This window comes from Paenalicyclobacillus ferrooxydans, from assembly GCF_001399675.1.
Lineage (GTDB): Bacteria > Bacillota > Bacilli > Alicyclobacillales > Alicyclobacillaceae > Alicyclobacillus_B > Alicyclobacillus_B ferrooxydans.
The window spans coordinates 1-1,893 of record NZ_LJCO01000039.1 but is presented as its reverse complement, the minus strand read 5'-3'; the positions used below and the strand labels follow the sequence as shown (position 1 = coordinate 1,893).

The 1,893-nt window shown below is 53.5% G+C and carries 1 protein-coding gene; it reads right to left on the bottom strand.

The genetic code is table 11. The annotated features are described in order from the left end of the window. Window positions 1-71 precede the first annotated feature (71 nt). A complete protein-coding gene (ltrA, locus tag AN477_RS08315; protein ID WP_054968713.1) occupies window positions 72-1,484 on the bottom strand; it encodes a group II intron reverse transcriptase/maturase in 1,413 nt (470 codons plus the stop codon). Between the last annotated feature and the right edge of the window lie 409 nt (window positions 1,485-1,893).

Genomic DNA, 1,893 nt, shown 5'->3' with positions numbered 1-1,893 from the left:
AATCGGGTAAGAGGGGGTGACTAACCCCCGTCTTCCCACACCACCGTACGTACCGTTCGGTATACGGCGGTTCACGTTGTGGAACGAATTCCGTCATATCGTTCGACTAAGCTAACCAGTCCTCGGTCACGCCAATAGGCGAGACCGAGGGCCTTGTTCATTTGTGGTGTTTTGGCATTTCTCCAGTAGCCCTTTCGAGAAGCGCTTATCAGAACTGCCCAGTCTTCTGGGATCCCAAGGGTAACAAGATTTCGTCGCTTGGTCTTGGGTTTCTTCCACTGCTTCAACAAGCACATTCTCAATCGGCGACGTATCCACTTGTCTAAGTCCTCGAACACGCTCCGGGTCTGGGCATGACGGTAATAGCCAGCCCATCCTCTCAGATACGCGTTGAGCCATTCGAGTCTTTGTTCCATGGATTGTCCTCGACTCCGCGAAGTGAGCTGCCTGACCTTGTCCTTGAATCGTTTCAATGACTTTGGTGCTACTCGGATTCGCGGCACTTTGTTAGGCGTGAATGAGAACCCAAGAAATTTGCGCTTCCACGGTCGGTCTACTGCACTCTTGTCCACATTGACTTTAAGCTTGAGTCGTTCTTCCACAAATCTGCGCACACTTTCCATGACCCTTTCTCCCGCATGGCGACTCTTCACGTACACGTTGCAGTCGTCAGCATATCTGACGAAACGGTGTCCGCGTCGCACCAGTTCTCTGTCCAAATCATCCAACATAATGTTGGCGAGTAATGGACTGAGTGGTCCACCTTGTGGCACGCCTTCTTCCGTGGACACGCAAACGCCGTGTACCATGACACCCGCGTTCAGGTATCCACGAATCAGTTTCAGGACTCGCTTGTCATCTACTTTGCGAGCCACTCGTGCCATGAGCATGTCGTGGTTCACTCGGTCAAAGAACTGAGCCAAGTCCATATCCACTACAAAGCGGTATCCCTCAGCAATGTACATCTGTGCCTGGTTTACAGCTTGATGGGCACTGCGTCCCTGACGGAAGCCATAACTGTACCATGAGAATTCCGGGTCAAAAATAGGTGTGAGCACTTGCAGAAGTGCCTGCTGAATCAGGCGGTCTAACACCGCTGGTATCCCTAACATCCGTTTGCCCCCGTCTGGTTTCGGGATTTCGACTCGACGTATGGGCAATGGTTGGTAGGTTCCATGAAGGAGTTCGCTTCGGATACGCTGCCAATGTTCCATCAGGAATGGACGAAGGGATTTTATCTCCGTTCCGTCGATACCGGCGGCACCCTTGTTTCTCTCCACACGGCGTAGCGCTGAGAGCAGGTTTTCCCGCTCTACTACCTGTTCCATCAGGTCGATACAGCCTTCTTCGCGGGTTAGCTCATTGGGTCGTGCCGGAGAGAAACTCGGCGCTTCCTCAGTCCCCCGTGGATTCACCACTTCCTCCTGAGGATAGCTCCCTTGCGGGATATTCGGCTGTCTCTGCTTCTCTCCCGAACTTGCCATGAACAACCCTCACAATCATGTTTAGTCCTTCCCTGCTTGGGCGTCCCCTTGCAGGTACTATGACCTCTGCTGACTTCTGTCCGTTCAACGTTCCCTCTCAGGAACGCTTACTAGCATCGCTAGCGTACCGGACAGACCTCCCCGGGTAAGAACGTTGTCTTTCCCTCCATGTACCCGCTCCATTTACTCTCGACAGCCTTCGGTAGCAAGGGCTTTATCTTGATTTGCAGACTCGCCCAACTGTCGCTAGCCTCGATTGGAGTTCGTGACCCTCGGGTCGGAGGTTTGCCGCCGCCTTCCTTCAGATTCCACCTCGCGGTGGACACCCTTGGCTTGAGCTAATGGCTACTGCTACCTTCACCACTCCGGACTTCCACCGTATAGACAACGCCCATGCCGGGCGCACAAA

What these genes read in the sequence shown, in the direction of transcription:
- ltrA (WP_054968713.1), bottom strand. Translation starts at nt 1,484, where the DNA reads ATGGCAAGTTCGGGAGAGAAGCAGAGACAGCCGAATATCCCGCAAGGG.